The 23,083-nt window shown below is 72.3% G+C and carries 23 protein-coding genes; 13 read left to right on the forward strand and 10 right to left on the reverse strand.

The features are described 5' to 3' along the window. The first annotated feature begins 8 nt into the window (after positions 1-8). The 3 genes from ACSMXO_RS23770 (at position 9) to ACSMXO_RS23780 (ending at position 3,641) form a co-directional block, all read left to right on the forward strand. A complete protein-coding gene (locus ACSMXO_RS23770) occupies positions 9-605 on the forward strand; it encodes a hypothetical protein (RefSeq protein ID WP_455413821.1) in 597 nt (198 codons plus the stop codon). Positions 606-696: 91 nt separating this feature from the next. Next, positions 697-1,710 (forward strand): hypothetical protein, encoded by a 1,014-nt coding sequence (locus tag ACSMXO_RS23775; RefSeq protein WP_455413822.1) that lies wholly within the window; start codon positions 697-699, stop codon positions 1,708-1,710. A 134-nt stretch (positions 1,711-1,844) separates the two neighbouring features. Beyond that, on the forward strand, positions 1,845-3,641 hold the full coding sequence (locus ACSMXO_RS23780; RefSeq protein ID WP_455413823.1) for a metallophosphoesterase family protein: 1,797 nt from the start codon (positions 1,845-1,847) through the stop codon (positions 3,639-3,641). Positions 3,642-3,653: 12 nt separating this feature from the next. Here the strand turns inward: ACSMXO_RS23780 and ACSMXO_RS23785 are convergent, their stop codons facing one another. Further along, on the reverse strand, positions 3,654-3,959 hold the full coding sequence (locus ACSMXO_RS23785; RefSeq protein ID WP_346256406.1) for a hypothetical protein: 306 nt from the start codon (positions 3,957-3,959) through the stop codon (positions 3,654-3,656). A gap of 242 nt (positions 3,960-4,201) precedes the next feature. On the opposite strand from ACSMXO_RS23785, the gene ACSMXO_RS23790 reads away from it, so the two are divergent. The 3 genes from ACSMXO_RS23790 (at position 4,202) to ACSMXO_RS23800 (ending at position 6,624) form a co-directional block, all read left to right on the forward strand. Next, positions 4,202-5,041, forward strand: a complete 840-nt coding sequence (locus ACSMXO_RS23790; protein WP_455413824.1) for an alpha/beta hydrolase — start codon at positions 4,202-4,204, stop codon at positions 5,039-5,041. A gap of 19 nt (positions 5,042-5,060) precedes the next feature. After that, positions 5,061-5,327, forward strand: a complete 267-nt coding sequence (locus tag ACSMXO_RS23795) for a hypothetical protein (RefSeq protein ID WP_455413825.1) — start codon at positions 5,061-5,063, stop codon at positions 5,325-5,327. 280 nt (positions 5,328-5,607) lie between these two features. Then, positions 5,608-6,624: a phosphotransferase gene (locus ACSMXO_RS23800; protein WP_455413826.1), complete on the forward strand. Its 1,017-nt coding sequence runs from the start codon at positions 5,608-5,610 to the stop codon at positions 6,622-6,624. A 10-nt stretch (positions 6,625-6,634) separates the two neighbouring features. On the opposite strand, the gene ACSMXO_RS23805 is transcribed toward ACSMXO_RS23800, so the two are convergent. Together ACSMXO_RS23805 and ACSMXO_RS23810 are read right to left on the reverse strand one after the other, a co-directional pair. After that, positions 6,635-8,011 carry an SGNH/GDSL hydrolase family protein gene (locus ACSMXO_RS23805; protein WP_455413827.1) on the reverse strand — a complete coding sequence of 459 codons (1,377 nt, stop codon included), beginning with the start codon at positions 8,009-8,011 and terminating at the stop codon, positions 6,635-6,637. Between the two features lie 153 nt (positions 8,012-8,164). Then, positions 8,165-8,740: a TetR/AcrR family transcriptional regulator gene (locus ACSMXO_RS23810; RefSeq protein WP_455413828.1), complete on the reverse strand. Its 576-nt coding sequence runs from the start codon at positions 8,738-8,740 to the stop codon at positions 8,165-8,167. Between the two features lie 60 nt (positions 8,741-8,800). Here ACSMXO_RS23810 and ACSMXO_RS23815 point away from each other — a divergent pair, with 60 nt between their 5' ends. Further along, positions 8,801-9,286 (forward strand): FBP domain-containing protein, encoded by a 486-nt coding sequence (locus tag ACSMXO_RS23815; protein WP_455413829.1) that lies wholly within the window; start codon positions 8,801-8,803, stop codon positions 9,284-9,286. 64 nt (positions 9,287-9,350) lie between these two features. Here ACSMXO_RS23815 and smpB read toward each other — a convergent pair whose 3' ends face one another. Further along, positions 9,351-9,884: an SsrA-binding protein SmpB gene (gene smpB, locus ACSMXO_RS23820; RefSeq protein ID WP_318396552.1), complete on the reverse strand. Its 534-nt coding sequence runs from the start codon at positions 9,882-9,884 to the stop codon at positions 9,351-9,353. A gap of 121 nt (positions 9,885-10,005) precedes the next feature. On the opposite strand from smpB, the gene ACSMXO_RS23825 reads away from it, so the two are divergent. Further along, on the forward strand, positions 10,006-10,752 hold the full coding sequence (locus tag ACSMXO_RS23825) for an HAD family hydrolase (RefSeq protein WP_455413830.1): 747 nt from the start codon (positions 10,006-10,008) through the stop codon (positions 10,750-10,752). 21 nt (positions 10,753-10,773) lie between these two features. Here ACSMXO_RS23825 and ACSMXO_RS23830 read toward each other — a convergent pair whose 3' ends face one another. Together ACSMXO_RS23830 and htpG are read right to left on the reverse strand one after the other, a co-directional pair. After that, positions 10,774-11,727: a diacylglycerol/lipid kinase family protein gene (locus ACSMXO_RS23830; RefSeq protein WP_455413831.1), complete on the reverse strand. Its 954-nt coding sequence runs from the start codon at positions 11,725-11,727 to the stop codon at positions 10,774-10,776. 76 nt (positions 11,728-11,803) lie between these two features. Next, on the reverse strand, positions 11,804-13,717 hold the full coding sequence (gene htpG, locus ACSMXO_RS23835) for a molecular chaperone HtpG (RefSeq protein ID WP_455413832.1): 1,914 nt from the start codon (positions 13,715-13,717) through the stop codon (positions 11,804-11,806). A 306-nt stretch (positions 13,718-14,023) separates the two neighbouring features. On the opposite strand from htpG, the gene ACSMXO_RS23840 reads away from it, so the two are divergent. Next, a complete protein-coding gene (locus ACSMXO_RS23840; RefSeq protein ID WP_455413833.1) occupies positions 14,024-17,068 on the forward strand; it encodes a BTAD domain-containing putative transcriptional regulator in 3,045 nt (1,014 codons plus the stop codon). Between the two features lie 78 nt (positions 17,069-17,146). On the opposite strand, the gene ACSMXO_RS23845 is transcribed toward ACSMXO_RS23840, so the two are convergent. Then, on the reverse strand, positions 17,147-17,596 hold the full coding sequence (locus tag ACSMXO_RS23845; protein ID WP_346256396.1) for an SRPBCC family protein: 450 nt from the start codon (positions 17,594-17,596) through the stop codon (positions 17,147-17,149). Positions 17,597-17,648: 52 nt separating this feature from the next. Here ACSMXO_RS23845 and ACSMXO_RS23850 point away from each other — a divergent pair, with 52 nt between their 5' ends. Further along, positions 17,649-18,248: a TetR/AcrR family transcriptional regulator gene (locus ACSMXO_RS23850; protein WP_455413834.1), complete on the forward strand. Its 600-nt coding sequence runs from the start codon at positions 17,649-17,651 to the stop codon at positions 18,246-18,248. A 19-nt stretch (positions 18,249-18,267) separates the two neighbouring features. On the opposite strand, the gene ACSMXO_RS23855 is transcribed toward ACSMXO_RS23850, so the two are convergent. The 3 genes from ACSMXO_RS23855 to ACSMXO_RS23865 form a co-directional block, all read right to left on the reverse strand. Beyond that, positions 18,268-19,548, reverse strand: a complete 1,281-nt coding sequence (locus ACSMXO_RS23855) for an alpha/beta hydrolase family protein (RefSeq protein WP_455413835.1) — start codon at positions 19,546-19,548, stop codon at positions 18,268-18,270. Between the two features lie 175 nt (positions 19,549-19,723). After that, positions 19,724-19,912, reverse strand: coding sequence for a DUF397 domain-containing protein (locus ACSMXO_RS23860; RefSeq protein WP_455413836.1), 189 nt, complete (start codon positions 19,910-19,912; stop codon positions 19,724-19,726). Then, a complete protein-coding gene (locus ACSMXO_RS23865; RefSeq protein ID WP_455413837.1) occupies positions 19,903-20,727 on the reverse strand; it encodes a helix-turn-helix domain-containing protein in 825 nt (274 codons plus the stop codon). Before ACSMXO_RS23865 ends, ACSMXO_RS23860 begins: the two co-directional genes overlap by 10 nt. A 522-nt stretch (positions 20,728-21,249) precedes the next feature. Between ACSMXO_RS23865 and ACSMXO_RS23870 the strand changes: the two genes are divergently transcribed. The 3 genes from ACSMXO_RS23870 to ACSMXO_RS23880 all read left to right on the forward strand — a co-directional run bounded on the left by ACSMXO_RS23870 (position 21,250) and on the right by ACSMXO_RS23880 (position 23,000). After that, positions 21,250-21,501 carry a flavin reductase gene (locus tag ACSMXO_RS23870; protein WP_455413838.1) on the forward strand — a complete coding sequence of 84 codons (252 nt, stop codon included), beginning with the start codon at positions 21,250-21,252 and terminating at the stop codon, positions 21,499-21,501. A gap of 226 nt (positions 21,502-21,727) precedes the next feature. Beyond that, positions 21,728-21,952, forward strand: a complete 225-nt coding sequence (locus ACSMXO_RS23875) for a hypothetical protein (protein ID WP_455413839.1) — start codon at positions 21,728-21,730, stop codon at positions 21,950-21,952. Between the two features lie 10 nt (positions 21,953-21,962). Further along, positions 21,963-23,000 carry an AAA family ATPase gene (locus ACSMXO_RS23880; RefSeq protein ID WP_455413840.1) on the forward strand — a complete coding sequence of 346 codons (1,038 nt, stop codon included), beginning with the start codon at positions 21,963-21,965 and terminating at the stop codon, positions 22,998-23,000. Positions 23,001-23,083: the final 83 nt, after the last annotated feature.

A 23,083-nucleotide genomic window follows, 5' to 3' on the forward strand; every position in this document is an offset into this window, starting at 1 on the left:
GTTCTCCGATGCGATCGTCCATCGCCACGCTCGCCCGACGGCTGCGCCCCGGGCGTCGTACCCGCGAAGAGCCGGCGGCCGACGGCGCGGAACGCGGCCCCGAGCCTGCCCCGGCACGGCGTCGCCGGTACGCCGGCAGCCGCCTGCACCTCGCCCTCGCGGTCGCCACCGTGCTCGCCGCCGCCGTGGCCGGCACCGCCTGGTACGCCCACCACCGGGCCGAACAACGCGACTCCGCGGTACGCCAGGCGCTGGCCACCGCCGGTCCCGCCGCGAAGGCGATCTTCTCCTACGACTACCGCAGCTTCGACGCCAGCGTGGCGAACGGGCGCGCCTTCGTGACCGGCCCGTTCGCCGACGAGTACGCCGAGACGACCTCGGTGCTGAAGTCGACGGCCGTCTCCGAGCAGGCGGTGGTGCTCGCGGAGGTCTCCGCCAGCGGGGTGATCCGGGCCGAGTCGGCCGAGGTGGAGCTGCTGGTCTATCTGAACCAGTACCGGCGCAACGCCAACACCGACGGCGAGAAGGTCGACCAGAACCGGGTGGTCCTCGAACTGCACCGGGTCGGCGGGGAGTGGAAGGTGGCCCGGGCCACCGCCATCTGATCCACGCCGGCCGGCCACCCGGGGAGGTGCCCGACGCCGGGAACATTCGTGCCGCCGGGAAATGTCGGTCCGGTGTTGCAACATCGCGGGCGTGTATTTCGTGTACCGCTCCCACTACGAGGGGCCGCTGAGCAAGCATGTCCGCCATCTGCCGGGGGTGCGGGTGCTGGAGTGGTTCCGGCAGGGCTGGACCGTCGAGGACCCGGAGCGGTGGATCGAGGACCAGCTCGGCGTCGACGTCTACGGACTGGGCTCGATCTTCGAGGAGGCGGCGCAACGGCAACTCGCCCCACCCCGCGACTGGCAGGAACTCCGCGACCTGCTGCGCGAGCACCTCTATCTCGAGGGTGACCCGGAGACCCACCTCCGGGTCACCGAGCACTCCGTGCGGGCGTACACCGACGACGACGAGGTCGAGTTGGCGTACTTCTTCCTCGACGACGAGGTGCCGGCGGCCGCGCCGGACCGGCTGGCCTACCTGTTCCAGTCGTGGCCGCTGCCCGCCGAGGTCACGGTGCCGGACGCCGCGTTCGTGCCGGCGGTGCCGGTCCGGCCGGCGATGCCGCCCGCCGCAGGTGCCGGCGCCAGCTACGCGGTGCTGCTGACCTTCTACGACGGCGCGTCGATCGCCACCACCCCACCCCAGGTGTTTCCCGGGGTACGCCTGCCGGGGCTCGCCGCCCGGCTCCGGGACGGGTTGGTCGCACCGGGAGAGCCCGATCCGGACTGGCCGCCGGAGTTGCAGGTGCTGGCGGCCCTGCTGGAGCCGGCGGACGGGTCGATCGAGCCCGCGTTGCGCCGGGCCAACGAGTGGCCGGGCTTCTACCGGACGATCTGGAAGCCCTGGCCCGACCTGTCCGACGGCGCCGACGGCCCGGATCCGGTGGCCGCCCGCCGGGCGGCGCTGCCGCCGATCGCCGCCGACCGGCACCCGGACCGGTCGCTGCTGCTCGTCTCCGCGCACCTCGCCCAACTCGCCATACACACCGACGAGGTGTTCGGCTTCCAGCAGTGGTTCTTCTTCGACGACCTGTGGGCCGGCAGTCATCCCCACCTCGCCCAATCCATGCTGCGCTACGCGAGCCACTGGGACCCGTTCGGCTGACTCCACCGGTCCCGGCCACGGTCGCGGGTGTCGGGACGACGCCGACCCGACCGGGCGGACGGCGGGGCTGTGCCGGTACTCGCCCGCCGGGCAGCGGATGGTTGACTGTCCGCGATGACGGAAGATCACGTGCGATGACGGAGTACTCCGCGCCACTGCTCTGCGAGCCGTACCTGCTCGATCCGGGCCCGGACGACGTCTGGGTCGCCTGGCACACCGAGGAGCCCGGCACCGGCGGGTTCGTGCTGGTCGGCCCGGGAGTGGCCGGGATGTCGCCCCGGCAGGCCCGGGACGCCGCGTCCGGCGGCCAGCCGTCCGGCCCGGGGTGGCGGCGGTTCGTGGCGGAGACCCGCCCGCTCTCCCGTACCCGGGAGGACGCCGAGTCCCGGGTGCCAAGCCGGAGCTATCCGACAGTGACCCGTCGACCGGTGTACCGGCACCTGGCCCGGGTCACCGGGCTACCACCCGGCCGTACGCCGTACCGGGTGGTGGCGCTGCAGGATCCCGGTCGGGCCACGGTCACGGCGGCGTACTCGCTGGCTCCGGCGGCGCCGGCCGGAGCGGGGGTACGGCTGCTGCTGACCAGTGACCACCAGCTCAAGCCGATGACGGCGGCCAACCTGGAGAAGGTGGCCGAGACCGTCGGCGTACGGCTGGACGGGGTGCTGATGGCCGGCGACATGGTCAACGTCGGTGACCGGGCCAGCGACTGGTTCGACTCGGCCAGCGGTCCGGCCTTCTTCGCCAGCATGACCGGGCGGGCGGAGACGCCGATCGCCGGCCGGACCTACCGGGGTGCGCCGCTCCTGCCGCACACACCGATCTTCCCGGCGATCGGCAACCACGAGGTGATGGGCCGGTGGTCCGAGACCGCCACCCTGGACAGCCAGTTCAACGACCCGCAGCCCCGCGAGGTGGCCCGCGAGCGGCACCGGGCGGGCAACTCGATCGGGTTGGGCGGCCCGGACGGCTCCGCCGATTCGACCGGCTCGGCCGGCTCCGGCGTAAACGAGCGCGGAGGCGTAAACGAGCACGCGGACGTGGACGTGGACGAGGCGGACCTGGGCCGACGGTCCTGGGACGTCACGACCTACGAGGAACTGTTCCCCTACCCGCGCAGTGCGGCGGGTGGCCCGCGCTGGTGGTCGCGGACGATCGGCGACGTGCACCTGGTGACGCTCTTCGTCACGTCGATCTGGCGACCGCACGTGCCGGTCGGGCGGGGCAAGTTCCAGGAGGACGTGGCCGACCTGGCCCACCCCGAGCGGTGGGGGCACGGCCAGTTCATCTTCGAGCCGGTGCACCGGGGCTCCGCGCAGTACCGCTGGCTGGAGCAGGAGCTGACCTCGGCCGAGGCCCGCGCAGCACGGTTCCGGGTGGTGATGTTCCACCATCCCAGCCACGGGCTCGGCGGCAACTCGGCACCGCCGTACACCGACCCGGTGCGGACCGTCGAGCGCGACCCGGTCACCGGAGCGGTCACTGCGGTCCGGTACGCGTATCCGCTGGCCGAGGACCACATCCTGCGCGACCTCGAACCGCTCTTCTCCGCCACCGGGGTGCACCTGGTGCACAACGGTCACGCGCACCTGTGGAACCGGTTCCGGAATCCGGCCGGGGTCAACTGGCTGGAGACCTCGAACGTCGGCAACAACTACGGCGCGTACGACGTGTCGTCCGGTGCCGCCCGGCACCTGCCGGCGGGGCCGGACTACGTCCGGCAGGGTGATCCGGGCGGGCTGGCACCGGTCGTCCCGACGATCGCGCCGCTGACCGGGCCGACCGGTACCCCGCTGCCGTACGTGGCGAGCGACGACATCACGGTCTTCTCGATTCTCGACTCGGGCGCCGGAGTGGTCCGGTCCTACCGGTTCGACACCCGGGACCCGGACGCCCCGGTACTGCTGTTCGACGAGTTTCCGTTGGTCTGATCCGGGCCGCCGTCAGTCCGGCGGCTCCGGGGTCGCCGTCTGCCCGGAACCGGCCGTCTGCTCCGGGGCCACCGTCTGCTCCGAGGTGCGCCGTTCCAGGAACGAGTCCGGCGCGGCAGCCGCCTCGGCGATCCGGCGCTCCGACTCCGTCGTCCGCGGGTCGGACTCGGCCAGCACCGCCGCGCCCGCCTCGCGCCGATCGGACTCGGCCAGCACCGCCGCGGCCTGCGCCTCCGGGTCGTCGCTGCCCACTGACTCCTCCTCGGGGAGCAGGTGGGCGGCCCGGTTCTCGACCCGGTCACTCGGCTCTTCACTCATGTCGGGATCCATACCCGAAACGTTCCGCCGCTACTCGTCGGACCCGCGCGGGCCGTCGAACGGATCCCACCCCGAGCCCGGCCCCCGGTCACAACCCTTGCCCAGCGGATCGTCGCGACGAGTATCGGCCGGAATATGAGATCTGTGCCGCAAACAGGTGTTTGAGGAGGCCCTATTACGGCAGCCGGGCTTGGATCGCCACCGCATCCCCGTGCCACCAGCTGCTGAGCCGACGCGTCCCGGTGTTCCACCTGCCAATTCGCTTGCAGGCGCAAGTGGTCAATGATCGAATGCCGTTGATGATGACGGCCTGTCGAGAGTCCTCGATGCTCTTCCAAGCCGCCGACGGCAGGGAGCTGCCCTTGCTGCTCTTCGAGCCGGGCGACGGCACACAGCCGCGTGCTGGCATCGTCCTGTTCCATGGCGGCGCCTTGCGCGGGGGGTCGGCCGACGGGCTCGCCCCGCACTGCCGGAAATTGGCGTCGCGTGGAATCTTCGCCGTGTCCGCCGGGTATCGGCTGCTGGGTCGTGGCGCTGTCAGCATCGACGACTGCATCGCTGATGTTCGGCGCGCGGTCGAGCAGTTCGGCCGGCTGGCAGCGTTGCGCGGGCTCGAAGCGCCGCACCTGGCCTCGGGTGGCAGCTCAGCCGGTGCTCATCTCGCGATTGTTGCGGCGATGACCCCGGAGGCGTCCACCACGGCACCGGAGCCCGGCATCGCGGCCGTGGTGGCCCTCAATCCTGCGGGGCTGAATCTGCGCTCCTTCGCGCCGGAAGTGCAGCGCCGCCTCGAACAGCAGGTCGGTATCGCTGCGGGCCGACTGATCGAGTACTCGCTGATCGAGTTCGTGCGGCCGGGGAATCCACCGATGCAGATCCACCACGGCACCCGCGACGAGGTCGAGCCGATCGACTCTGTGCGGCAGTTCCGGGATGCGATGGTGCGCTCCGGCAACGAGTGCACGCTACTTGAGTACGAACACGCCGAACACGGATTCCACTACCCCGGCAACAGCAGGCACTTCGACGACGTCATCGACGCCACGGCGCTGTTCCTCCTCGACCGCATCGCAACGAAGTGAACAGCAGAGTTCTACTTCCGTGAGCGAAATCCGACTGCCGTACTATGACGGCCGGCCGCAGGCTCAGGCCGCGTTGCGGCCGGTCATCGGCGCCGAGAAGGTCGTCCGCATGTTCGTCGGCGGCCTCCCCAGGGTCGACGCCTTGATCACCGGCGAACCCACCGTGGTCAACGGCAACCCGGCACTCGTCCTCCGCCTTGACGGCGAGATCGACGGCGTCCTGACGGTCCGCGTCGACAAGGCCGCATCAGTGGCATCTACTACGTGCGCAACCGGGAAAAGCTGACCCGCGTCGAGTCCGAGACCCCGCTCACCCGGCGATGAACTCTGCCCTCTGCAGGAGAGGACATGTCCACTCAGGCCGCCCGCACCCAATGCGTCGCCCTCACCCTGGTCGACCGTGGCCGGGGCCGTCGCCTTGCTCACGGCGAGCATCAGCCTCCTGCCCACCGTATTCGCCTGGCCGTCGGTTCGCCCATCGGTGCACGATGTGCCGATCACCGTCGCCGGCGCCGGGATTTCCATCTGCGGCCGACGGACCGCAAGGAGAGGGTGAGGAGGTTCGAGTGGAGACCTCGGCGGAGGATCGGCTCGGCGCCGAATGGCGGGCCGAGAACGACGCCTGGATCGCGGACCGGCTCGCCGGGCAGGGCATCGCCGCGACCGGTCCGGTGCACACCGTCCGGGTCCGCGCCTGGTCGATCGTGCGGCGGCTGGAGACCAGCGTCGGCCGGATCTGGTGCAAGGCGAACGTGCCGAGCAACGGCTTCGAGGCGGCCGTGGTCGAGGCGCTGGCAGCCTGGGTGCCGGAGCTGGTCGTACCGCCGCTGGCGGTGGATCGGGACCGGGGCTGGCTGCTCGGACCGGACGGCGGGACGATCCTGCGGGAGACGGCCCAGCGGCCCGATCCGGTCCGCTGGGCGGAGCTGCTGCGGACGTACGCCGGTCTGCAACGCGCGGTGGCCCCGCACGCCGACCGGCTGGTCGGGCTCGGCGTGCCGGACCTGCGGCCGGCGCGGATGCCGGCCGCACTGGCCGGGCTGCTGGCCGATCCGACGGTGCGGCTCGCCGAGCCGCACCGGGCCGCCCTGGTCAGGCTCCGGCCGGAGTACGACCGCTGGTGCGCCGACCTCGCCGCCGACGGGCTGCCGGCGTCGATCCAGCACGACGACCTGCATGACGGCAACGTCTTCGTCGGCACCGCCGGCATGCGGTTCTTCGACTGGGGCGACGCCTGCCTGGCCCACCCGTTCGGCAGCCTGCTCGTCGCGCTGAACGTCGCCGCCGACCAGCTCGACGCCGACCCGGCCGGTCCGGAGCTGTCCCGGCTCCGGGACGCCTACCTGGAACCCTGGACCGACCTGCGGGACCGCGCCGACCTGCGCCACTCGGTCCGGTTGGCGCTGCGGGTGGCGAAGGTCGGTCGGGCGGTGTCCTGGCAGCGGGCGCTGCGCGGCGCGACCGCGCCCGACTGGCAGCGCGCCCTCGGCGGGCCCGCGCGGATCGCCCCCGAGCACACGACCGCGCCGGCCGCCTGGCTGGAGGCGCTCACCGAACCCGATCCGGATCAGCCGGCGGGCTGACCGATCCGGGTCACTGCCGGAAGAGGCGGGCCGGGACGGCGTCGGCGAGCATCTGGTAGCCGGCCGGGTTGAGGTGCAGGTGGTCGCCGGTGTCGGCGGCCGGCAGCAGTCGACGGGGGTCGGCCGGATCCCGTACGGCGCGGTCGAAGTCGATCACCGAGTCGAACCGGCCGCTGCTGCGGATCCACCGGTTGACCGCCTGGCGGGTGGCTTCCCGGAGCCGGGCCGGGTCGTCGTAGTCGGGGTTGCCACCGAACGGGGTCAGCGTCGCGCCGTACACCCGGATGCCCTGCGCGTGCGCCCGGGTGACGATCTGGTCGTACGCGGTGATCAGGTCGTCGGTGACCGCCCGCTGGGCCGCCTCGGTGGCCTCGGCGGTGCCGATGTCGTTGATCCCCTCGAACACCACCAGCCAGGTGACGCCGCTCTGCGCCAGTACGTCCCGGTCCAGCCGGGCCAGCGCGTTCGGCCCGAGCCCGTCGTTGAGTACCCGGTTGCCCCCGGCCGCCTGGTTCGCCACCGCGACGTCCCGGGTCGGCCGGTACGCGTGCAGCCGCGCCACGAGTTGGTCGGGCCAGCGGTCGTTTCCGTTGGTGGTGGAGCCGCGCCCGTCGGTCAGCGAGTCACCGAGCAGCACCGCGACCCTGGTGCCGGGCCCGGCCGGCACCTCCAGCCCGCTGAGGAAGTACCAGTGGTCGACCGGGGTGGCGCCGGGCAGCGTCGGTGCCGCGACATGGTTACCGCGCAGCAGGTAGGAGGTGGTCCGGGAGCCGGGGTGCGAGGTTATCCGTTCCGACGCCTGCCCCTCGGCGAGATAGAGCGTCACGGTGAGGTTGGCGCGGGCCGGCACGGAGATGTCGACCGGGTCGGAGACGATCTGCGCACCGACCGGGACGGTCACCGACGCGCGCCCGCTGAACGTGACCGGCCGCGCGCTGCCGGGCCGGATCGCGCTGGCCCCGGCCCGGCCGCTCTCCGGGAGCGCCACGGTGGCAGCGGTGACCGGCAGCGGCGTCCCGCCGAAGGCGTTGGAGAGGCGCAACCGGATCCGTGACCCGGCCACCGACACCCGGATGGTCTGCCGGAGCGTGCTGTCGGCCAGCACCCGGTCGTGCTCGGTGAACGGTGCCGGCGGCATGTTGTCCGGCTCGGCGAGCTGCGGCATCGACGCCCAGCTCGTCGCCCAGCGCTGCCCGGCCGGGCCGGAGTGGGCGTGGCCGGTCGGTTGCGGCTCGACGTCCTCGCCGGGACCGGCCGGCTCCGGCTGGTCGGCACCGCCCGAGGGGTCGGTCGCCGGCCGGGGTTTGGCCACGGCCGCGCTCCGGGACGAGCCGGCGACGGCCAGGGCGGTGCGGATTCCCACCGTCACCAGGCTGAGCAAGGCCACCTCCGGCTCGTGTCGGATCCTCCGGGCGCCCGCTCCGGGAGGCCGGTAGCGGGCGGGTTCGGCTGCGGACCAATATAGGGTCCGGCCGGGCCGGGCTGGTCCAGGTGCGCGGCGACGGTCTGGTGGTGCGCCCCGTGCCCTCGGGTGCCGGGGTCACTGCGCCGGCCAGTTCCGCAGCACGACGTCCACGGCGTCCACCGTTCTGGCCCAGGAATCGTCGACCGCGCGGGGATGGTGCCGGAATCCGCCGGCCCGCTCCAGGCAGACGTAACCGTGGAAGGTGCTGTGCAGCATGCGTACCGCATCGGTCTGGTCGGGCTCGGCCAGCCGGTAGCCGCGCAGGATCGCCCGGGTCAGCGCCGCGTGCCGGCGGGCGGCGTCGGCGGCCGCCGTGTCCGTCTCCGGGTCGAGTTCCAGCTGTGCCGCCGCGTACCTGCCGGGGTGTTGTTTCGCGTAGTCGCGGTAGGCGTCGGCGAAGGCCGCCAGCGCGTCCCGGCCGGCCCGGCCGGCGAGCGCGGCGGCGGCCCGGTCGGCGAGTTCCGCCAGGGCCAGGGTCGCCACCCTGACCTTCAGGTCGCGGGCGTTGCGGATGTGGGAGTAGAGGCTGGCGTCCTTGACGCCGAAGCGGCGGGCGAGCGCCGAGATGGTCAGGTTCTCGAAGCCGACCTCGTCGGCCAGCTCCGCGGCGGCCAGCGTCAGCCGCTCGGCGGTGAGCCCCGCTCGGGTCATGTGCCACACCTCACGCCTAGGGTTGTTGTCCGTTTGCCTAGAGATATTAGGCTGGTTCCTATGCTACCCCTGACCGAGCCCGACATCCGCGCGTCCTTCGTCAACTGCACCAAGGGCGAGGCGAAGCGTCTCGCCGTGCCGAGGGACCTCGACGAGGCGCCCTGGGCCGACCTCGACTTCTTCGGCTGGCGGGATCCTGCCGCGGACGAGCGGGCCTACCTGGTCGCCGAGTCCGGCGGTGGGCTCGTCGGCGTGGCGCTGCGGGCGGCGCCGCAGACCGGGCGGGTCCGGCGCAGCATGTGCTCGCTCTGCCTGACCACACACACCGGGGACGGCGTCTCGTTGATGACAGCGCGCAAGGCCGGGCGGGAGGGCCGGCAGGGCAACTCCGTCGGCGCGTACCTCTGCACCGACCTGGCCTGCTCGCTCTATCTGCGCGGAAAGAAGGACGCCGGGCGGCGCCTCGACGAGACCATCACGCTGCCGGAGAAGATCGAACGGACCACGGCCAGCCTCGCCGCCTTCCTGGACCGGGTCCGCGGCTGACCCCGGCCGGCGCCGATCGGCCGACCCGGCGGGCCGCCTCGCCGTGGTGCTTCGGGAACCGGGCTCAGGAGCCGCGGGCCGCCCGGGACCGCTGGGAGATGCCCTTGAGGTGCCGCCCCAGCTCCCGGGCGATCTCCCGGTTGGCGTCCCGTTCGGCCAGGGCCTGGCGCTTGTCGTATGACCGCTTGCCGCGGGCGACGCCGAGCTCGACCTTGGCCCAGCCGTTCGAGAAGTACAGCGACAGCGGCACCAGGGTCAGGCCGGGATCGTGGATCCGGTCCAGGATCTTGTTGATCTCCACCCGGCGCAGCAGCAGTTTCCGCATCCGCTTCGGCTGGTGGTTCGTCCAGGTCCCGTAGGCGTACTCCGCGATGTGCAGCCCGTAGAGCCACAGCTCGCCGTCGCGCTCCTGGGCGAACGCGTCGACCAGCGACGCCTGCCCGGCCCGCAGCGACTTGACCTCGGTGCCGCGCAGCACGATCCCCGCCTCGTACGTCTTCAGGACCGCGTACTCGTGCCGGGCCTTCTTGTTCGAGGCGATGAGCCTGCGCTCGCCTTCCCTGGACGCGACGACCTCCCCAGCGTCTCGACCCGGTATCCCGGGCCGCCCGGCCCCACCGAGCAGCCAGACTATACGCAGCGGTCGGTACCGGATCGACGGATTTTTCCCGGCCGCCGCCGAGGGCGCCGGCGCCGAAACCGGATGGGACAATGTCGCGATGCCAGCCGCCGGCCGTACCCACATCCTCTTCGACTTCTTCGGCACCCTGGTCGACTACTCGGCCAGCCGCACCGAGCAGGGCTACCCGGGCTCACACGCACTGCTCCGGCACCTCGGCGCCGACCTGGGCTATCCCGAATTCCTGACCGCCTGGTCGCGGGCCTGCGAAGAGTTCGACCGGCGCAGCGACGCGGACGACTCCGAGTTCTCGATGACCGAGGTCGGCACGGCATTCCTGACCGACCTCCTCGGCCGCCGGCCGGCACCGGACGACGTCGACGCGTTCGTCCGGGAGTACGTCCGGGAGTGGAACACCGGGGTGCACTACTCCGCCGACATCGCTGATCTGATCCGCGACCTGCACCGCGACCACCGGCTCGCGGTCGTCTCCAACACGCACCAGCCGGGCCTGGTCCCCGGCCACCTCGCGGCGATGGGGCTGGCCGAGTACTTCGACGCCGTCGTCACCTCGGTCGAGCTGGGCTGGCGCAAACCCCACCCCATGATCTACGCCACCGCCCTCGACACCCTCGGCATCGACGCCGGCTCGGCCGTCTTCGTCGGCGACAGCTACGGGCCCGATTTCGTCGGACCCGAGCGGGCCGGCATCCCGGCGTACCTGATCGACCCGGACCGCCGGGCACCGGTGCCGGAGGCGCGCCGGCTCGGCTCGATCCTCGACCTGCCCGGCCGGCTGCGGACCCGGCAGGCCGCCGACGACCGGCTCGCCGGCTCCGCGCGGTGACCGGCGGGCACCGGCCCCGGGTCAGGACCCGTCCCCGGGTACGCAGACCGTCAGCGCGCCGGGGGCGATCCGCGCCTTCAGCCGGCTGACGCGGGCGCGGGCGCCGCCGTCCAGCTCGTAGGTCATCGGCTCGGCGAACCGGACGTTGATCTTCCGGCCCCGGGTGATCCGGACGAACGGCGAGGAGTCGGACCGCCCGACCGCCATCCGGCCGAGCGTGCGGGCCCAGTCCAGCACCCCGCTGGCGGTCGCCACGCCCACCTCCAGGCAGCCGTCGTCGGGACGGGCGTCGTCGAAGGCCGGGATGCCGCCGGTGATCGTGCCGACGTTGCCGAAGAGTACGCAGCTCGCCTCCCCCTCGAACCAGTCCGCGCCGTCCACCCGGATCCGCATCCGGGTCGCCTCGCTGCGGACGTGCCGCAGCCCGGTCCAGACGTACGCCAGCCGGCCCAGCCGGTCCTTCAGGTCGCGGTCGGCGTCCCGGATCAGCTCCCCGTCGAAACCCGCGCCGGCCATCACCGCGAAGTGCTCCCCGCCGAGCCGCCCGAGGTCGATGCGGCGGCGCGGCCCGGTCAGCCCGATCCGGACCGCCTCGGCCAGGTCCTCCGGGATGCCGAGGTTGGTGGCGAGCAGGTTCGCCGTGCCGGCGGGCAGGATCGCCAGGGCGGCGTCCGAACCGGCCAGCGCGGCAGAACAGCGCTGCACCATGCCGTCCCCGCCCCAAACGAAGATCAGCTCGGCACCCTTGCCGAGCGCCTTGCGTACCTTCTTCGGCGCCTTGCGGCTTTTCGGCACCTCGTACCAGAGCAGGTCCTCGACTCCGGCGCCGCGCAGCCGGGAGCGGAGTTCGTCGAGGCCGCCGCCGAGGGACTTCTTCCGGTGCGCGACGACCGCGACCCGGGCCACCTGGGCCGGGGTCACGGCCGGTCCGGGCGTCGGGGCGGCGGCCGGCTCGGCGGTCGACGTCGTGCTCATGGCGCTGGTCTTACCCAGCGGCCCGGGCCGCCAAGCGGTGCCTGGCGTCCCGGGCCGTCCGTGCCCGCGGTCGGGATCAGAGGGTACGGGCGAGCCGCTCGGCAAGCAGCCGGGTGAACCGGGCCGGGTCGCCGAGTTCGCCGCCCTCGGCGAGCAGCGCCATCCCGTACAGCAGCTCGGCGGTCTCGGCGACGGTCGGGTCGTCCTTGCGCTGCCCGTACGCCTCCCGCAGCCCGGTCACCAGCGGGTGCGTCGGGTTGAGTTCCAGGATCCGCTTCACCGCCGGCATGTCCTGCCCCATCGCCCGGTACATCTTCTCCAGGGTCGGGGTCATGTCCTGGGCGTCGCCGACGATGCAGGCCGGTGAGGTGGTCAGCCGGGACGACAGCCGCACCTCCTTGACGTTCTCGCCGAGTTGGGTGGTCAGCCAGCCGAGCAGGTCGGCGAAGTCCTTCTGCTGCTGCTCCCGCTCCGCCTCGGTGCCTTCCTTCTCCTCGTCGGTGTCGAGGTCGACCTGCCCCTTGGCGATCGACTGGAACTTCTTGCCGTCGAACTCCGGCACCGAGGAGACCCACATCTCGTCGATCGGGTCGGTCAGCAGCAGCACCTCGTAGCCCTTGGCCCGGAACGCCTCCATGTGCGGCGAGTTCTCGATCATGGTGCGGGACTCGCCGGTGGAGTAGTAGATGTCGGTCTGCCCCTCCTTCATCCGCTCGACGTACTGGGCGAGGGTGGTCAGCTTCTCCGGGTCGTGGGTGGAGGCGAACGAGGAGATCTCCAGGATCGTGTTCTGGTTGTCGAAGTCGTCGAGCAGGCCCTCCTTGACCGCCTTGCCGAACTCCGACCAGAAGGTCTGGTAGCGCTCGGCGTCGCCTGCCTGCATCTCCTTGACCGTGGAGAGCACCTTCTTGACCAGGCGGCGGCGCATCAACTGGATGTGCCGGTCCTTCTGGAGGATCTCCCGGGAGATGTTCAGCGACAGGTCCTGCGCGTCCACCACACCCTTGACGAAGCGCAGGTATTCGGGCATGAGTTCCTGGCAGTCGTCCATGATGAAGACCCGCTTGACGTACAACTGCACGCCGCGCTTGGCGCCGCGCGTGTACAGGTCGAACGGTGCGCGGGACGGGATGAAGAGCAGCGCCTCGTACTCGAAGGTCCCCTCGGCCCGCATGTGAATGGTCTCCAGCGGGTCGGTCCAGTCGTGGCTGAGGTGCCGGTAGAACTCCTTGTACTCGTCGTCCTTGACGTCGTCCTTCGAGCGCGCCCAGAGCGCCTTCATCGAGTTGAGCGTCTCGGTCTCGGTGGTCGTCTTGCCGTCGCTGTCGGTCCGCTCGACCGCCATCCGGATCGGCCAGGCGATGAAGTCCGAGTAGCGCTTGACGATCTCCCGGATCTTCCACTCGGCGGTGTAGTCGAAGAGCTGGTCCTCGGCGTCCTCCGGCCGGAGGTGGAGGGTCACCGAGGTGCCCTGCGGGGCGTCGTCGACCGTCTCGACCGCGTAGGTGGCCCCGCCGTCGGATTCCCAGCGGGTCGCGGTGGACTCGCCTGCGCGCCGGGTCAGCAGGGTGACCTTGTCGGCGACCATGAAGCTGGAGTAGAAACCGACCCCGAACTGTCCGATGAGATCCTGCGAGCCGGCCGCGTCCTTGGACTCCTTGATCTTTTCCAGGAGTTCCGCCGTGCCGGACTTGGCGATGGTGCCGATGAGGATGATGACCTCGTCCCGGGACATCCCGACGCCGTTGTCCCGGACGGTGAGCGTACGCGCCTTCCGGTCGACCTCGATCCAGATGTGCAGGTCGGACGTGTCGACCGCCAGCTCCTTGTCGGCGAAGGCCGCCAACCGCAGTTTGTCGAGCGCGTCCGAGGCGTTGGAGATGAGTTCCCGAAGGAAGATGTCCTTGTTCGAATAGATCGAATGGACCATCAGCTGAAGTAGCTGACGCGCCTCGGCCTGGAACTCGAAGGTCTCGGTTCCGGTGCTCATGTGACCCTCCACGAAAATGCCCAGTGCGCCGACAGGGAGCGACGCCGGTGATCCTGGCCCACACCGGGGATACGTTCCGGATAGCCGGCGCCATCCTAAATGACCCCGGCACGGTGACCACGCGGACCCGGTACCACCGACCGGTCGGTTTCGCCTCGTCCGGCCGGCGTCGCCGTCGGCTCCCCTGCGATGTGGGACAGCCCGGGCGTCGAATTCGCCACGGACGGCCGCTGTGTGATCCTTGAACCGGTCGTCCAACCCGACCACCGGGCAGGGTTGCCCCGACCAGGCGGAGGTTCGCGGACGGTGCTGGAGTTTCGGCTGCTCGGCGACATCGACGTCCGCGTCGACGGGCACCGGATCGAGGTGGGCCCGGCACGACAGCGCTGCGTCCTGGTCGCGCTCCTGGTCGAGGCGAACGGAGTGGTCTCCGTCGACCAACTGCTGGACCGGGTCTGGGGCGACCGCCGCCCGCAACGGGCCCGGGAAACGCTCTACAGCTATCTCTCCCGGCTGCGCGGCTGCCTCTCCCCCGCCGGAGACGTCACGGTGCTGCGCCGATCGGCCGGCTACCAGTTGACCGTCGAGCCGGACGCCGTCGACCTGCACCGGTTCCGGGGGCTGGTCCGGCAGGCCCGGAGCACCCCGGACGACGCCCGGGCGCTCGGGCTGTTCGACGAGGCGCTCGGGCTGTGGCGGGGCGAGGCGTTCGCGCATCTGGAGACGCCATGGCTCAGCGCCCTGCGTACGGCGCTGGGGCAGGAGCGGTTCGCGGCCGAACTCGACCGCTGCGACATCGCCCTGCGCCAGGGCCGGCACGCGGAGCTGCTGCCGGAGCTGACCCGGCGGGCCGGTGAGCATCCGCTGGACGAGCGCCTCGCCGGGCAGCTCATGCTCGCGCTGTACCGCAGCGGACGGCAGGCAGACGCCCTGGAGCACTACAGCCGGCTCCGGCACCGGCTGGCCGACACCCTGGGCGTCGACCCCGGCCCGGAGCTGCGCCGGCTGCATCTGCGGATGCTGCACACCGACCCGGAGCTGGCCAGCCCGTCCGGCGACGGCATCGAGGCCGCCCCGCCGGTGTCGAGCCCGCCCCGCCCGCACCAACTGCCGCCGACGGTCGCCGACTTCACCGGTCGCGACGACGCCGTCGGCTGGGTGGAGCGCGGCCTCACCGGTCCGGCCGACCGGCTGCGGGTCGTCGCGCTCTCCGGTCCGGCCGGCGTCGGCAAGTCCAGCCTGGCCTGGTACGTGGCGCACCGCCTGCGTCGGGAGTACCCGGACGGGCAGCTCTACGCGGACCTGCGGGGTAGCTGGCCGGACGCGGCCGACGCGTTCGCGGTACTCGGGCGCTTCCTGCGGGTACTCGGCATCCCCGACAGCCTGCACAGCGACAGCCTGGAGGAACGCGCCGGCCAGTTCCGGGACGCGGTGCACGAGCGGCGGCTGCTGGTCGTACTCGACGACGCCCGGTCCGCCGCGCAGGTCCGGTCGCTGCTGCCCGGTGGCGCCCCGGGCGCGGTCATCGTCACCAGCCGGGCCCGGCTGACCGGGCTGGAGGGCGCCGCCCACCTGGGGCTGGCGACCTTCGCGCCGGACGAGGCGATCCGGTTGCTGGAGCGGATCGTCGGGTCGGACCGGGCCGGGACCGAACCCGCGGCGGTCGCGGAGATCGTCCGGCTCTGCGGGTACCTGCCGCTGGCGGTGCGCATCGCCGCCGCCCGGCTCGCGGCCCGGCCGCACTGGCGGCTCGGGCAGCTCGCCGAGCGGCTCCGTGACGAACTCGGCCGGCTCGACGAACTCGCCACGGACGATCTGGAGGTACGGGCGAGTCTCGGGCTCAGCTACCGGGCGCTGGCCGAACCGGCCCGCCGGATGCTCCGGCTGCTGAGCCTGCTCGACGCGCCCGACGTGCCGGCCTGGACCGGTGCCGCGATGCTCGACGTGCCGCTGGCCCAGGCGGAGAGCCTGCTGGAGTCGCTGGTCGACGCCTGCCTGCTGGAGCTGCTCGACCCGGCCGGCGGCGAGCCCCGGTACGGGATGCACGACCTCGTCCGGCTCTTCGCCCGGGAGCGGGCCGCCGCCGAGGAGTCCGACGAGGTCCGGCGAGCCGCGCTGGAGCGGGCGTTCGGCGCCTGGCTGAGCCGGGCGGAGGCGGCGGACGAGTGGCTGCCGGCCCGGACACTGGCCCGGATCTCCGGCCCGGCCCGCCGCTGGCCGCCGGCCGGCCCGGCGGCACCGGTGGAGGACCCGGTCGGCTGGTTCGACCGTGAGCGTCCGGCGCTGGTCGCCTCGATCCGGCAGGCGGCCGGGCTCGACCTGGCCGAGCTGGCCTGGAACCTCGCCGCGACGACACAGCCCTGCTACGAGTTGCGCGGCATGCACGACGAGGCGCGGCAGCTACACCAGGCGGCGCTGCGGGCCTGCCGACGGGCGGGAGAACGGCTCGGCGAGGCGGTGCTGCTGCGCAACCTCGCCGACCTGTGGACCTCGCGGCCCGGCGCCGAACTGCGGGACAAGCTCGACGCGGCCGAGGCGGCGTTGCGGATCTTCCGGCTGGTCGACGAGCCGCGCGGGGTGGCGGACGCGCTCTGGCTCTGCGCCGACGTATACCGGGTCACCGGCCGGCACGGCGAGGCGGCGCCGCTGCTCGCCGAGGCGCTGTCGATCTCGACCGCCGCCGGTTACCAGCTCGGCGAGTGCCACGCGCTGGCACAGCGCGCCATCATCAGCCGGGAGCAGGGGCGCGACGACGTCGCCCGGGACCTCGGTCACCGCTACCTGGACCTCGCCCGCCGGATGGGGGCCAGCCGCGACGAGAGCACCGCGCTGACCCTGCTCGGCCTGACCTACGGGGACCTGGACCGGCCCGAGCCGGGGCAGGCGTACCTGCGGCAGGCGGTGGCGGTCGCCCGGGAGACCGGCGACGAGGTGCAGGAGACGTACGCGCTGGCCCGGCTGGGTCAGCTCTACGCCGTCATCGGTCACCGGTCCGCCCGGCACACCCTGGCGGTGGCGCTGGCCCGCAGTCAGGCCGACGGGCTGGCGTTCGGCGAGGCGATCTCGTTGATCGGGCTCGGCGAACTGGAGCTGATCGACGGCCGGCCGCGCCGGGCGGTGGCGTTGCTGCGCCGGGTGCTCCAACTGCTCGGGGAGGCGCGGTTCCACTTCATCCGGGCACGGACGCTGACCGTACTCGGGCACGCGTACGCCAGTGTCGACGACAACCCTGCCGCCGCGTCGGCCTGGTCCGCCGCGTACGCGCTGTTCCGGCAGATCGACAACGAGCCGGCGGCGAGTCGGGTGGCCGAGCTGTTCCCCGGGATACCGGTCCAGCGGACCCTGCGCTGACCCGCGCCCGGCTACCGGCTACCGGCGCGGCCCTGCTCCGGCCGGCGGCTGTGGGGGCCGGCGGGCGCGGGCGCGGCATCAGCTCGGGCGGGCGGCCGTGGTGGCAGCGTGCGCGGCGAGGCCCGCAGCGACCCGGCCGATGAACCGGCCCAGTGCCCGCCGGTAGAGCCAGCCGGTGCCGGGCACCTTGGCGGTGAAGGTGGAGTGCCAGCGGATCGAGGTGCCACCGCGCTCCGGCGTGAGGTCGACGTCGGCCCGGTAGTCGCGCAGCGGCAACCCGGAGAGGAGTTCGTAACTGAACCGACGGTCCGGCACCCGCTCGACCACCCGTTCCCGGCTGGTCACCCGGCCGGTCCGGAAGACCCGGATCGCGCCGACGCCCTCCGGCTCGTCCGCGCCGGGGCGCTCCAGCTCGAAGGAGCCCAGTGGTGACCAGCCGGGCCAACCGGCTCCGTCGATGAGCAACGCGTAGACCACCGCCGGGCTGGCCGTGGTGTGCACCCGTACGTCGATCTCTTTCCGCGCCACGTCGCATCCTCCTCCGCTGCATGTACCAGGTGGTACATGTACCGTACGGTACATGTCTGGTGAAGTCCGAGGGGAACTGCTGTCCCGCGTCGTGGACCGGATGGCCGAGCAGGGCGTCAGCGCGTTGAGCCTGCGCCGGTTGGCGGCGGACCTCGGCACCAGCCACCGGATGCTGATCTACCACTTCGGTTCCAAGGAGGGACTGCTCGTCGAGGTGGTCCGAGAAGTCGAGAGCCGGCAGCGGGCCAAGCTGGCCAGTTTGGAGTTCGACCCGGCCGACTCACCGGCCGACGCCATCCGGAGCATGTGGCGGCGGCTGGCCGACCCGGCGCTGTGGCCGTACGAGCGGCTCTTCTTCGAGCTGTACGGCCAGGCGGTGCAGGGCTATCCGGGCACCACGGCCCTGCTGGAGGGGGTCGTGGACAGTTGGCTGGACCTCAACGTCGAGCTGGCCGCCCGGCGGGGCGTACCGGCTGAGGTGGCCCGCACGCACGCCCGGCTCGGCCTGGCGGTGGTCCGGGGACTGCTGCTCGACCTGCTCGCCACCGGCGACCGGGCCGGCACCGACGCCGCGCTGGAAGCCTTCGCCGCCGGCTACGAGGCGGGCCTGCCGGTGCCGACGCCAGCCACCGCGGATGCCCGCCGGACGTGACGGGCACCCGCGCGGTAGATCAGGGACGCACGAAGGTGACGTCGGGGTGCTCCGGCGACGGGTCGCGGAGCAACGGTTGCGGCCGACCCCGCAGATGCCGGTCGAGGAACGCGCTCAGGTACGCCTTCAGCGACCCGACGATCCGGCCCGGGTCGACAGAGCCGATCGAGCCCTCGACCAGACCCGGCGGCAGCGGAAACGCCTCGGCGAGCTGCGGCAGCAACGCCTGGTGGTCGGTGAAGGTGAAGTGCTCGCCCTCGGCCACATGGAGGTCCAGCTTCCAGCCGGTGGAGTGCGCCCAGAAGCCCGCCCAGTCCCGGGCGTGCTGGTGGGTGTGCGGCGCCCCAGAACTCTGCCCCGCACCCATCAGCAGGAACGGCCGGTCCAACCCCTGGTGTACGACGTCGCCGAAGTCCCCGGCCGAGAAGCTGTACGCCAGGCTGCCGTCCATGTCCACCCCGGCGTCCAACCGGCGGTCCACCAGCATCGTCTCGGCGGCGGTGAAGCCTCCGGCCGAATGGCCGAACATGCCGACCCGGGACAGGTCCAGCGCGGCGCCGAGACCGGGCGGCAGCCGCCGACGCCCGGCGTCCGGGTTGCCGCCTCGGGCGAGGAGAGCGAGCCGATCGAGGACGAACCGGGTGTCCCGGACCCGGGTCTCGAGCATCCGGTGGTTGAGTTCGGTCGGGTCAATGTCGGGAAGCTGCTGCACCTCGACCCGACCGCCGGGAAACTCGACCTCCGGCGTCTCGTAGGTGTGGTCCACCGTCACCACCACGTATCCCCGGCTGGCCAGTTCGGTCACCAGCATCGTGCCGTGTGCCCTCGGTACACCTCCACCGGGTGAGAAGACGACGACGGGGTGGCCGCCGTGCCGGGGACGTACCGGCACACCGGTCCGGGCGTGCGTGGCGATCCCGGCCCAGTCGACCTGGCCGGCGGCCAGCCCGAGCTGCGCGTCGGTGCGTTCGGCGAACCGTTGCGCGGCCAGCGGCGACAGGTAGAGCGTCGGCTGCCCGCCGTGGGCGGTCAGCGCTGGATACCAGAGGCTCACCATCAGTTCTCTGGGCCGGCCGTCCACCCACGGGTCGGGGCGGTCAGCGTCGACCAGGTGCAGTTCGGTGCTGCCGACCGGGTGCGGTCCGGTCGGTGCGGGCAGGCTCAGCCGCAGCGGTGTGGACGCGGCCCGCCCGGTCGGGTCGGGTGCCGGTGACCGGGCGAACGCGGCCGGCGCGGCGGCCGGCACCGCCAGCAGCGCCACCAGCCCGCCGAGCAACCAGCGTCGAGAAGGATTTCGCATACCCACAGGCTGTCCGGCGAGAGCACCCGGGCACATCTGTCGAAGGTGGCCACCGGCACCCGGAGAAATCTCAGGGATGTCCCGCCCGGAACCAGGGTCGGGGCCTGCGGCCGGACACGGCAACGCCCTCGCTCCGCGCGGCGCACGGGCACGAGGGCGTCCGGGCTGTGGGGAGTCAGCGGGTCGAGATGTCCCGGACGAAGGAGCGCCAAGCCGATGGGCCGAAGACCAGTGCCGGACCCGCCGGATCCTTGCTGTCCCGGACCCCGACGACACCGGGCAGGTTACGGGCAACCTCCACACAGTTGCCGCCGTTGCCGCTGCTCCGGGTGCTCTTGATCCACTTAGTGCCGGTCAGATCCACTTCTCTGCCACTTCCTGTATCAACTCGGTGGACTGCTGCTGCGGAAGCGCCTCGCTCCGAACGGCCTCCCATGCCCGCTGCAACGCCGCCAAGTCGTCCGCCCCGTCGACCACCTGCCCGGCCAACTGGTTGTCGAGGTAGCCGGTCTCGCTCCGGTCCGGCGCCGTGGCGATCACGAAAGGTCCGTTCAGCCCAGCGTACGCGCCGGCCGACAAGGGAACGACGTGCAGCCGCACGTGCGGCAGGGCACACGCGGCGACCAGTGCGTCCATCTGCTCGCGCATCACCGCCGGCCCGCCGACGGGGCGGTGCAACAGGCCCTCATCAAGCACCACCGTAAGATCCACCGGGTCGTCCCGGGTCAGCACCGCCTGACGGGCGAGGCGGGTGGCAAGGCGGCGTTCCGCCTCCTCCAGGTTGGTCAAGCCCGCCTCGGTCAGCACCGCCCGGGCGTACGCCTCGGTTTGCAGCAGGCCCGGCACCACCAGCGACTCGTACGACCGCAGCGACACGGCGCCCGCCTCGGCGCTCGACCACTCGATGAACCACTGGGGCGAGCCGAGGCGGGTGGCGAGGCGGTTGAGTGCACCGCCGGTCTGTAGGGCACCGTCGACGGCAACCCAGAAGCCGGGCGGTGGTTTGCGACGGCCGCTTTCGATCATGCCGATGGTGGAGGCGGCCCACGGGATATGGCGGGCCAGATCCTCCTGCGTCATTCCGCGCGCGTCCCGGGTCAGTCGCAGCTCGTCGAGCAGATAACGAATTCGATCATCCATAATCACACCGTCCTCACAGGTCTGACCGGCGCGCCACACACCGCACACGATGTGCCGTGACCAGACACAATGCGCCGCGATGCCTTCCGAGGATAGGGCCGGTCGGGCCACTGTGGAAGGGAAGCGCCCCCGCTCGAAACCAATTCCGGGAAGGTGACTGAAGGCCGGGCGGGGGCTGCCGCGGGGGTGGTGCCGGAAGGGAACAGGGGATCCTGGCACCGCCTCCGCTTCCATTTCCGAGAAGAGAGGCAACAATGATTCCGGTGGGTCGAACAAAACCGCGCCATCGCCGGGACTGGCGGCGGCTCTGGCGGTACTGCCGATGCGGGTTTCGCTGGCGCTGCCCGGACTCCGTCGCACTCGTCCCGAGGCCGTATCCGCCGCCACCGCCGCCGCGCCTCCGTGCCGCGAACAGCCGGTTCCCGTTCCGGACCTCGCCGACCGGCTCGCCCGAGATCGGCCGCGCGAGCGCGTCGACCCCGACCCGGACCCGCCGGGCGGACCGGGGCGGCCGGGCGGGACGCCGGCTGCGATGAGCCGGTACGAGTCCGGCGGCACACCGTGACCCGGCCGGTCTTCGCCCGCCGCCGCCCGCACACCCACACCCGCCCGCTCTTTCTCTGCCGCGCCTGTGGGGCGAAATGGCCCTGCCAGCCGGCCCGACTCGTCCTGCTGCGGCTGTACCGGGACGACCGGCAAGGACTGCGGCTGCACCTCGCCCGCACGATGCTGACCGCCCTGGCCGACCAGCCGGACAGCGACGCCCTCACGCTGGCCGTGCATTTCCTCGGCTGGCTGCCCCGGAAGAACTGACGCCTCATCACCCGACCGGCCCGCCCCGGGTCGCCGCCCTCCCCCACGGCGATCCGGGGCGGGCCCGTCTCCACTCCTCGGCGGGCGCCCGCCGAGGGCGAACCGACCTTCGGCTCCTTTTCGGTCCTGCCTGATGTCATGGCTTCCATCGGGCGCCCGGTTCTCCACTCTCCCCTGATCCGGGCGCCCGCCCTGAGCACCATCTTCGACGGAAGGAACAGGGACCATGCGGATCAAGCGGATCGCCGGGCTTACCCTCGCCGGTGCCGCGGCCGTCACGGCCGTCGGCATCGCCACGGCGGCGTACGCGAACGAGCCGTCCGACTCGGAGAAGACCGTACGGATCGTCACCGAGAACAACGGCAACGTCTTCGGCACCTCGACCGACGTGGCCGAGGACTGCCCCGAGAAGAACGGCGGCGCGGCCACGCCCGCCGAAGCCGGCCTGTGAGGTACCGCCGATGAGCATCACCGCAGCCGGGCCGGAGGCGGCACGCGTCCTGCCGGAGGCGCCGCACATCGCGCTCGAACAGGCGATGTTCGAGGTCAAACGGGTGATCGTCGGGCAGGACAAGATGGTGGAGCGGCTCTTCACCGCGTTGCTGGCCGACGGGCACTGCCTGCTGGAGGGCGTACCGGGGGTGGCGAAGACACTTGCCGCGCAGACCCTGGCCGTCGCGGTAGGCGGGAACTTCTCCCGGATCCAGTTCACTCCGGACCTGGTGCCGTCGGACATCGTCGGTACCCGGATCTACCGCGCCTCCTCGGAGAGCTTCGACGTGGAGCTGGGTCCGGTGATGGCGAACCTGGTACTGGCCGACGAGATCAACCGGGCGCCGGCCAAGGTGCAGTCGGCGTTGCTGGAGGCGATGGCCGAACGGCAGGTGTCGATCGGCGGGCGGAGCTATCCCGTGCCCGAGCCGTTCCTGGTCCTCGCCACCCAGAACCCGATCGAATCGGAGGGGGTCTACCAGCTACCGGAGGCACAACGCGACCGGTTCCTGCTGAAGATCCTCGTCGACTACCCCACCGACGACGAGGAGCTGGGCATCCTCTACCGGATGGGCACCGCCCGGCCGGAGCCGCGCACCGTGCTGGACCCGGCCCGGCTGCGCGGGCTCCAGGAGCGGGCTCGTGGGGTGTTCGTGCACCACGCCATCGCGGAGTACGTGGTGCGGCTGGTGGTGGCCACCCGGCACCCGGACCGGTTCGGCGCGGGCGACCTCTCGGCGCGGCTCGCGTACGGGGCGAGTCCCCGGGCCACCCTCGGGCTGGTCGCCGCCGCCCGGGCACTGGCCCTGCTGCGGGGCCGGGAGTACGTGCTGCCGGCCGACGTGACCGAACTGGCGGTCGACGTACTGGCGCACCGGCTGGTGCTGTCCTTCGACGCCGTCGCCGACGGGATCTCGGCGGAGTCCGTGGTGCGTCGGCTGGTCGCCGCGGTACCGCCGCCGCAGATCGCCCCGCAGCAGGCGGAGCAGACGCAGCAGGCGGCGTGAGTCGCCGCCGACCGGGCGGGCGGGGCGGGCGACGGTGGTCCCGCCGCCCGCCGCGCCGGACTGACCGGAGGAACAGGAGACGC

The organism is Plantactinospora sp. DSM 117369 (assembly GCF_053764795.1).

What these genes read in the sequence shown, in the direction of transcription:
- ACSMXO_RS23770 (WP_455413821.1), top strand. Translation starts at nt 9, where the DNA reads ATGCGATCGTCCATCGCCACGCTCGCCCGACGGCTGCGCCCCGGGCGT.
- ACSMXO_RS23780 (WP_455413823.1), top strand. Translation starts at nt 1,845, where the DNA reads ATGACGGAGTACTCCGCGCCACTGCTCTGCGAGCCGTACCTGCTCGAT.
- ACSMXO_RS23785 (WP_346256406.1), bottom strand. Translation starts at nt 3,959, where the DNA reads ATGAGTGAAGAGCCGAGTGACCGGGTCGAGAACCGGGCCGCCCACCTG.
- ACSMXO_RS23810 (WP_455413828.1), bottom strand. Translation starts at nt 8,740, where the DNA reads ATGACCCGAGCGGGGCTCACCGCCGAGCGGCTGACGCTGGCCGCCGCG.
- ACSMXO_RS23815 (WP_455413829.1), top strand. Translation starts at nt 8,801, where the DNA reads ATGCTACCCCTGACCGAGCCCGACATCCGCGCGTCCTTCGTCAACTGC.
- ACSMXO_RS23825 (WP_455413830.1), top strand. Translation starts at nt 10,006, where the DNA reads ATGCCAGCCGCCGGCCGTACCCACATCCTCTTCGACTTCTTCGGCACC.
- ACSMXO_RS23830 (WP_455413831.1), bottom strand. Translation starts at nt 11,727, where the DNA reads ATGAGCACGACGTCGACCGCCGAGCCGGCCGCCGCCCCGACGCCCGGA.
- htpG (WP_455413832.1), bottom strand. Translation starts at nt 13,717, where the DNA reads ATGAGCACCGGAACCGAGACCTTCGAGTTCCAGGCCGAGGCGCGTCAG.
- ACSMXO_RS23850 (WP_455413834.1), top strand. Translation starts at nt 17,649, where the DNA reads ATGTCTGGTGAAGTCCGAGGGGAACTGCTGTCCCGCGTCGTGGACCGG.
- ACSMXO_RS23855 (WP_455413835.1), bottom strand. Translation starts at nt 19,548, where the DNA reads ATGCGAAATCCTTCTCGACGCTGGTTGCTCGGCGGGCTGGTGGCGCTG.
- ACSMXO_RS23875 (WP_455413839.1), top strand. Translation starts at nt 21,728, where the DNA reads ATGCGGATCAAGCGGATCGCCGGGCTTACCCTCGCCGGTGCCGCGGCC.
- ACSMXO_RS23880 (WP_455413840.1), top strand. Translation starts at nt 21,963, where the DNA reads ATGAGCATCACCGCAGCCGGGCCGGAGGCGGCACGCGTCCTGCCGGAG.